Genomic DNA, 7,790 nt, shown 5'->3' with positions numbered 1-7,790 from the left:
GGGGGTCGAAAAAGGGCTCGCCGGCTTCTCCGTGCCGTCTCCGCCCGGGGGCGACCCCCGCACCCCGGCCGGGCGGTGCCGCCGGGGCCGGGGTGCGGGGGTCGGGGTCAGATGAGCGCCTTGCCCGGCAGCTCGGCCTTGGCCCCCAGGTCCGCCAGCTTCTCCATGAAGTTCTCGTAGCCCCGGTTGATCAGGTCGATGCCGTGGACGCGGGACGTGCCCTGCGCGGCGAGCGCGGCGATGAGGTAGGAGAAGCCGCCGCGCAGGTCGGGGATGACCAGGTCGGCGCCCTGCAGTCGGGTGGGGCCGGAGACGACCGCCGAGTGCAGGAAGTTGCGCTGGCCGAAGCGGCAGTCGGAGCCGCCCAGGCACTCGCGGTAGAGCTGGATGTGGGCGCCCATCTGGTTGAGCGCGGAGGTGAAGCCGAGGCGGGACTCGTAGACCGTCTCGTGGATGATCGACAGGCCGGTCGCCTGGGTCAGGGCGACCACCAGCGGCTGCTGCCAGTCGGTCTGGAAGCCGGGGTGGACGTCCGTCTCCAGCGCGATGGACTTCAGCTGCCCGCCGGGGTGCCAGAAGCGGATGCCCTCGTCGTCGATCTCGAAGGCGCCGCCGACCTTCCGGTAGGTGTTCAGGAACGTCATCATCGAGCGCTGCTGGGCGCCGTGCACGTAGATGTTGCCCTCGGTCGCCAGTGCCGCGGACGCCCAGGAGGCGGCCTCCAGGCGGTCGGGCAGGGCGCGGTGGGTGTAGCCGCCGAGCTTGTCCACACCGGTGATGCGGATGGTCCGGTCGGTGTCCATCGCGATGATGGCGCCCATCTTCTGCAGGACGCAGATCAGGTCCTCGATCTCCGGCTCCACCGCCGCGTTGGACAGCTCGGTGACGCCCTCGGCGAGCACCGCCGTCAGCAGCACCTGCTCGGTGGTGCCGACGGACGGGTACGGCAGCCGGATCTTCGTGCCGCGCAGCCGCTGCGGGGCCTCCAGGTACTGGCCGTCCGCCCGCTTCTCGATCGTCGCGCCGAACTGGCGCAGCACGTCGAAGTGGAAGTCGATGGGCCGGCCGCCGATGTCGCAGCCGCCCAGGCCGGGGATGAACGCGTGCCCGAGCCGGTGCAGCAGCGGACCGCAGAACAGGATCGGGATCCGCGAGGAGCCCGCGTGGGCATCGATGTCGGCGACGTTGGCGCTCTCCACGTGCGTGGGGTCGAGGACCAGTTCGCCGGGCTCCTCGCCCGGACGGACCGTCACACCGTGCAGTTGCAGCAGCCCTCGTACGACGCGGACGTCACGGATGTCCGGAACGTTGCGCAGGCGGCTCGGAGCGCTGCCCAGCAGCGCGGCGACCATGGCCTTCGGTACGAGGTTCTTCGCACCGCGGACACGGATCTCGCCCTCCAGCGGGGTTCCGCCGTGGACCAGCAGGACATCGTCGTTGACGGTCATGAATCTCGCGTTCCGTGGGGAGTGGGGCAGGGGCCAGAAGGGAAAGAGTAATCGTCCCTCACCCCCCTTCCGTAAGCCCGCGGGGGGCCCCGTAACGTCATGGGTCTGTCACAACACGAACCGTTCCAGAGCGGGCACATGGGGTCACCGCCGCGGTCGTGCGCCGGGGACGCCCCCGGCCGTCCGCCCGTCTCCCGCCGTCCCCCTCGACCGGGCTCCTCACCAGGCCGCTCCTTTCGATCACGGCCGTCTTCACTCCCGTACCCCGGTTGCCTCCCCACACGGAGGGAAGATGCGGGATCATGTCTGGCATGACCGAGGTGTCCTCGCTCACAGGGCGGCTGCTCGTGGCCACGCCCGCCCTGGCGGACCCGAACTTCGACCGTGCGGTGGTGCTCCTCCTCGACCACGACGAGGAGGGCTCGCTCGGCGTCGTCCTCAACCGCCCGACCCCGGTGGGCGTGGGCGACATCCTGGAGGACTGGGCCGATCTCGCGGGCGAACCCGGCGTCGTCTTCCAGGGCGGCCCGGTGTCGCTGGACTCGGCCCTCGGCGTCGCGGTCGTCCCCGGCGGGGCGGCCGGGGAGGCGGCCCCGCTGGGCTGGCGCCAGGTGCACGGCGCGATCGGGCTGGTCGACCTGGAGGCCCCGCCGGAACTGCTCGCCTCCGCCCTCGGCTCCCTGCGCATCTTCGCCGGATACGCCGGCTGGGGACCCGGCCAGCTGGAGGACGAACTGGTGGACGGTGCCTGGTACGTCGTGGAATCGGAGCCCGGCGACGTCTCGTCCCCGGCCCCGGAGCGGCTCTGGCGCGAGGTGCTGCGCCGCCAGCGCAACGAGCTGGCGATGGTCGCCACGTATCCGGACGACCCGTCGCTCAACTGACGCGGGCGGGCTTCAGTACCCTTGGCTGTTATGAGCACTCTTGAGCCCGAGCGCGGGACTGGTACGGGGACCCTCGTCGAGCCGACGCCGCAGACCTCCCACGGCGACGGTGACCACGAGCGCTTCGCCCATTACGTCCAGAAGGACAAGATCATGGCGAGTGCCCTCGACGGCACTCCCGTCGTGGCGCTGTGCGGCAAGGTCTGGGTGCCCGGCCGCGATCCGAAGAAGTATCCGGTGTGTCCCATGTGCAAAGAGATCTACGAGTCCATGGGCTCCGGCGGTGACGACAAGGGCAAGGGCAAGGGCGACAAGTAGGTCCTCCCCCTCCTGTCGCCGGTCTCGTCCGAAGGCCCCCGGGCGCGTTTTGCGTGCCCCGGGGGCCTTTGTGCTGTCCGCGCGTTGCACGGGGTGCGTCGGCCGGTCACAGAGTGGTTGAGACCTCTTGTGGTGCGGTTCACCCAGTCCCTAGCCTCCGGTGTGTTGTTGTGCACAGCGAAACAATCATTGCGCATGTTGCAACGCACCATCGGAGGAGCACTCCATGAAGCTGTCCGTCCGCATGGTCGCCCTCGCGGCCGTCCTCGCCACCGCCGCCTGCGCGCCCCAGACCTCCGGCACCTCCTCCTCCGACAAGGACGAGAAGACCGGGACCCTGCGCGTCTGGCTCTTCCAGGAGGTCAACAACAAGCCCAAGGAGCAGGCCGTCGACTCCGTCCTCGCCGCGTTCGAGAAGGCGCACGAGGGCGCCGAGGTCACCGTCGAGTACATCCCCGTCGAGACCCGCGCCCAGCGCATCAAGGCGGCCTTCAACGACCCGAAGTCCGCGCCCGACCTCGTCGAGTACGGCAACACCGACACCGCGGGCTATGTGCGGGACGGCGGACTCGCCGACGTCACCGAGGAGTTCGAGGCCTGGGAGGAGACCGAGGACACCGATCCGACCGCCAGGCAGTCGGTCACCGTCGACGGCAAGGTCTACGGGGCCCCGTACTTCGTCGGCGTCCGCGCGCTGTACTACCGCACGGACGTCTTCGAGGAACTCGGCCTCGACGTCCCGAGGACCCAGGCCGAGCTGATCTCCACCGCCAAGAAGATCCGCGCCGCGAAACCGGGGATGTACGGCATCGCCGTCGGCGGCGCCTACACCTACGGCGCGATGCCCTTCATCTGGGCCCACGGCGGTGAACTCGCCACCGGCAAGGGCGGCTCCTACGCCTCCGCCATCGACGGCGCCGACGCGCGCAAGGGCATCGAGGCCTACACCTCCCTCTTCGGCGACGACAACTGCCCGGCGGCCAAGTGCGCCGGGATGGGCGGCAACGACACGGTGACCGCCTTCGCCTCGGGCAAGGCGGCCATGGCGATCGGCGGCGACTTCAGCCACGCGGCCGTCGAGGCCGGGAAGGTCAAGGGCAAGTACGCCGTCGTACCGCTGCCGGGCGTCGAGCCCGGCTCCATCGCCCCCGCGTTCGCCGGCGGGAACAACCTCGGCGTGCTGAAGTCCACCTCGCACCGCACCCTCGCCGTCGACCTGATGAAGCGGCTCGCCTCCAAGGAGGCCCAGGGCGAGCTGTTCGAGGGCATGGGCTTCCTGCCGACCTTCTCGGACGTGCGCCGCCGGGCGGCCGAGGAGGAACCGTTCGTGAAGCCGTTCGTCGAGACGCTCGCCGCCGGCACCAAGTTCGTGCCGGCCTCGCCCGCCTGGGCGCGGATCGACTCCTCGCTGGTGCTGCCGACGATGTTCCAGGAGGTCGTCAGCGGCAGGAAGGACGTGGCGACCGCCTCGGCGGACGCCGCGAAGAAGATGAACGAGGCGTTCGGCTCGGTGGGCTGAGCCCGTGGTCGCACAGGACACGGCGGTCGTGGAGCGCACCCGCACGGCGCGTTCCACGGCCCCCGCACCCCGCACCCCGCGAGGCCGCCGGCCGGGACCCGCCCCCTGGCTCCTCCTCGCCCCCGCGCTCGTGGTCCTCGGCGGACTGCTCGCCTACCCCATCTACCAACTCGGCCTGATCTCGCTCTTCCACTACACCCAGGCCCAGGTCAGCGGCGGCGAACCGACCACCTTCGAGGGCCTGGGCAACTACGCCGAACTGTTCGGCGACGACCGGTTCTGGCAGGTGCTGCGGGACACCGTGCTGTTCGCGGCGGCCTGTGTGGCCTGCACCCTGGCCGTGGGCTGCGCGCTCGCCGTGCTGCTCACCCGGGTGCGGGCCGTGCCCCGGCTCGCGCTGATGCTGGCCGCGCTGGGCGCCTGGGCGACCCCGGCCGTCACCGGTTCCACGGTCTGGCTGCTCCTCTTCGACGCCGACTTCGGCCCGGTCAACCGGGTGCTCGGCCTCGGCGACCACGCGTGGACGTACGGGCGGTTGAGCGCCTTCTTCCTCGTCCTGCTCGAAGTGGTGTGGTGCTCCTTCCCGTTCGTGATGGTGACGGTCTACGCCGGCATCCGCGCCGTACCGTCCGAGGTGCTGGAGGCCGCCGCCCTGGACGGCGCCTCGCAGTGGCGGATCTGGCGCTCGGTGCTCGCGCCGATGCTCCGGCCGATCCTGGTCGTCGTCACGATCCAGTCGGTGATCTGGGACTTCAAGGTCTTCACCCAGATCTACGTCATGACAAACGGCGGCGGCATCGCGGGCCAGAACCTGGTCCTCAACGTCTACGCCTACCAGCAGGCGTTCGCGTCCTCGCAGTACAGCCTCGGCGCGGCGATCGGCGTGGTGATGCTGCTGATCCTGCTCGCCGTGACGCTGGTGTACCTGCGGCTGCTGCGCCGCCAGGGGGAGGAACTGTGACGCTCGTGAGCCGGGACCGGGGGCGCCGGGTGAATCTTGTGCGCCGGTCCGTCCGGCGGCCGGGGCGGGCGGTGGCCGAGGCGGTGGCGCTGCTGGTCGCCGCCGTGGTGGCCTTCCCGCTGTACTGGATGGTGCTGAGCGCCTTCAAACCGGCCGGGGAGATCGAGTCGACCGAGCCGCGGCCGTGGACGCTGGCGCCCACGCTCGACTCCTTCCGGCGGGTGTTCGGACAGCAGGAATTCGGCCGGTACTTCCTCAACAGCGTCGTCGTCGCGGTCGTCGTGGTGATCGCCTCGGCGCTGATCGCGTTTCTCGCCGCGACCGCCGTGACGCGTTTCCGGTTCCGTCTGCGGACCACCCTGCTGATCATGTTCCTGGTGGCCCAGATGGTGCCCGTGGAGGCGCTGACCATTCCGCTGTTCTTCCTCATGCGGGACTTCGGTCAGCTGAACACGCTGTGGTCGCTGATCCTGCCGCACATCGCGTTCTCGCTGCCGTTCGCGATCTGGATGCTGAGGGGATTCGTGAAGGCCGTTCCGGAGGCGCTGGAGGAGGCCGCGTACATCGACGGGGCGAGCCGGACGCGCTTTCTGTGGCAGATCCTTTTCCCGCTCGTCCTGCCGGGGCTGGTGGCCACGAGCGTCTTTTCCTTCATCTCCACCTGGAACGACTTCCTGTTCGCCAAATCCTTCATCATCAGCGACATCTCCCAGTCGACCCTGCCGATGGCGCTGCTCGTCTTCTACAAACCCGATGAACCGGACTGGGGCGGGGTCATGGCGGCCTCCACCGTGATGACGATCCCGGTCCTGGTCTTCTTCGTACTCGTACAGCGGCGCCTGGTCTCCGGACTGGGCGGCGCGGTAAAGGACTGACGTGACCGAACTGATTCCAGCACCCCGCAGCCTCGTCGCCGGTTCCGGCGAGGTGCGGCTGACGGCGCACTCCCGGCTCCACGCCGCTGCCGGGACGGAGGGCGTCGGCCGATGGCTGCGCACCGTCCTCTGGCAGGCGACCGGCCTGCCGCTGCACGAGGGGCGGGAGCTCGACGACACGGAGGGCGACGGCATCGGCCTTGTGATCGACCCCGGACTCGCCCCCGAGGAGTACCGCCTCGTCAGCGACCGGAGCGGCGTCCTGGTCGAGGGCGGCAGCGCGGCCGGTGTCTTCTGGGGCGCCCAGACGCTGCGGCAGCTCCTCGGCCCCGACGCGTACCGCAGGGCCCCGCTCGGCCGCGACCGGACCTGGGCGGTGCCCCACGTCAGGATCGAGGACGCCCCCCGGTTCCGCTGGCGCGGCCTCCTGCTGGACGTCGCCCGGCACTTCATGCCCAAGGAGGGCGTGCTGCGCCAGATCGACCTGATGGCGGCGCACAAACTCAACGTCCTGCACCTGCACCTGACGGACGACCAGGGATGGCGGATCGAGATCCGGCGGTACCCGAGGCTGACGGAGGTCGGCGCCTGGCGCGCCCGGACGAAAATCGGCCACCGCGCGTCACCGCTGTGGGAGGACAAGCCGCACGGCGGTTACTACACCCAGGACGACATCCGCGAGATCGTCGCCTACGCCGCCGAGCGGCATATCGGCGTCGTCCCGGAAATCGACGTACCCGGCCACTCGCAGGCCGCCATCGCCGCATATCCGGAACTCGGCAACACCGATGTCGTCGACACCGCCTCCCTCACCGTCTGGGACACCTGGGGGATCAATCCGAACGTGCTCGCCCCCACCGACGAGACCCTGCGCTTCTACGAAGGGGTGCTCGAGGAAGTCCTCGAACTGTTCCCCGCGGACACCGGCGCGTCCTCTCCGGCCGTCCCCTCCACCCCCTTTTCGGGCTTCGTCCACCTCGGCGGTGACGAATGCCCCAAGGACCAGTGGCGCGCGTCGGCCACCGCGCAGCGGCGGATCGGCGAACTCGGGCTGAAGGACGAGGACGCGCTCCAGGCCTGGTTCATCGGGCACTTCGCCGACTGGCTCGCCGCGCGGGGACGGCGGCTGATCGGCTGGGACGAGATCCTCGAGGGCGGGCTCGCCCCGGGCGCCGCGGTGTCCTCCTGGCGCGGGTACGCGGGCGGCATCGCCGCCGCCCGCGCCGGACACGACGTGGTCATGTGCCCCGAGCAGCAGGTGTACCTGGACCACCGGCAGGACGCGGGCCCCGACGAGCCGGTGCCGATCGGGTACGTGCGCACCCTGGAGGACGTCTACCGGTTCGAGCCCGTGCCCCCGGAGCTGACGGCCGAGGAGGCCGGGCGGGTGCTGGGCACCCAGGCCAACGTGTGGACCGAGGTGATGGAGGACCAGGGACGCGTGGACTACCAGGTCTTCCCCCGGCTCGCCGCCTTCGCCGAGGTCGCCTGGAGCCCTCTGCCCGCCCCCGCCGAACGCGACGTCGCCGACTTCGAGCGGCGGATGACCGCCCACTACCGGCGCCTCGACGCCCTGGGCGTCGCCTACCGGCCGCCCACCGGCCCCCTGCCCTGGCAGAAGCGTCCGGGCCTGCTGGGGCGCCCGATCGAGGGCGCGCCCCCGAACCTGTAGGGGCTCGTCGGCGGGGTCCCGTCGGCGGGGGTCCGGTCCGTCCCGGACCGGACCCGGCCGCGGACGGGACCCCGCACCCGCACGCCCCGCCCCCGGCTCGGTCGCACGCACCC

7 protein-coding genes are annotated in these 7,790 nt (G+C 70.8%); 6 read left to right on the top strand and 1 reads right to left on the bottom strand.

Annotated features, from left to right (window positions below; genetic code table 11):
* Positions 1-107 precede the first annotated feature (107 nt).
* The gene (murA, locus tag B7L92_RS22450) at positions 108-1,448 is read right to left on the bottom strand and encodes a UDP-N-acetylglucosamine 1-carboxyvinyltransferase (protein ID WP_004987463.1); all 1,341 of its coding nucleotides are present in this window, start codon (positions 1,446-1,448) and stop codon (positions 108-110) included.
* 311 nt (positions 1,449-1,759) lie between these two features.
* Here murA and B7L92_RS22445 point away from each other — a divergent pair, with 311 nt between their 5' ends.
* The 6 genes from B7L92_RS22445 to B7L92_RS22420 all read left to right on the top strand — a co-directional run bounded on the left by B7L92_RS22445 (position 1,760) and on the right by B7L92_RS22420 (position 7,677).
* Complete coding sequence (locus tag B7L92_RS22445) at positions 1,760-2,332, top strand: YqgE/AlgH family protein (protein ID WP_081239265.1); 573 nt, start codon at positions 1,760-1,762, stop codon at positions 2,330-2,332.
* 30 nt (positions 2,333-2,362) lie between these two features.
* Complete coding sequence (locus tag B7L92_RS22440; protein ID WP_081239264.1) at positions 2,363-2,650, top strand: DUF3039 domain-containing protein; 288 nt, start codon at positions 2,363-2,365, stop codon at positions 2,648-2,650.
* 226 nt (positions 2,651-2,876) lie between these two features.
* The gene (locus B7L92_RS22435; RefSeq protein ID WP_081239263.1) at positions 2,877-4,169 is read left to right on the top strand and encodes an extracellular solute-binding protein; all 1,293 of its coding nucleotides are present in this window, start codon (positions 2,877-2,879) and stop codon (positions 4,167-4,169) included.
* Between the two features lie 4 nt (positions 4,170-4,173).
* Complete coding sequence (locus tag B7L92_RS22430) at positions 4,174-5,130, top strand: carbohydrate ABC transporter permease (RefSeq protein WP_081239262.1); 957 nt, start codon at positions 4,174-4,176, stop codon at positions 5,128-5,130.
* A 29-nt stretch (positions 5,131-5,159) separates the two neighbouring features.
* On the top strand, positions 5,160-6,005 hold the full coding sequence (locus B7L92_RS22425; RefSeq protein WP_081239266.1) for a carbohydrate ABC transporter permease: 846 nt from the start codon (positions 5,160-5,162) through the stop codon (positions 6,003-6,005).
* A gap of 1 nt (position 6,006) precedes the next feature.
* Positions 6,007-7,677 carry a beta-N-acetylhexosaminidase gene (locus B7L92_RS22420; RefSeq protein ID WP_081239261.1) on the top strand — a complete coding sequence of 557 codons (1,671 nt, stop codon included), beginning with the start codon at positions 6,007-6,009 and terminating at the stop codon, positions 7,675-7,677.
* Positions 7,678-7,790: the final 113 nt, after the last annotated feature.

It is taken from the genome of Streptomyces viridosporus (genome assembly GCF_002078235.1).
Classification (GTDB): Bacteria; Actinomycetota; Actinomycetes; order Streptomycetales; family Streptomycetaceae; genus Streptomyces; species Streptomyces viridosporus.
This window is presented reverse-complemented; position numbering and strand designations above follow the sequence as displayed.

Coding starts and splice junctions, on each gene's coding strand:
- B7L92_RS22435 (WP_081239263.1), top strand. CDS start 2,877: ATGAAGCTGTCCGTCCGCATGGTCGCCCTCGCGGCCGTCCTCGCCACC.
- B7L92_RS22440 (WP_081239264.1), top strand. CDS start 2,363: ATGAGCACTCTTGAGCCCGAGCGCGGGACTGGTACGGGGACCCTCGTC.
- B7L92_RS22445 (WP_081239265.1), top strand. CDS start 1,760: ATGACCGAGGTGTCCTCGCTCACAGGGCGGCTGCTCGTGGCCACGCCC.
- murA (WP_004987463.1), bottom strand. CDS start 1,448: ATGACCGTCAACGACGATGTCCTGCTGGTCCACGGCGGAACCCCGCTG.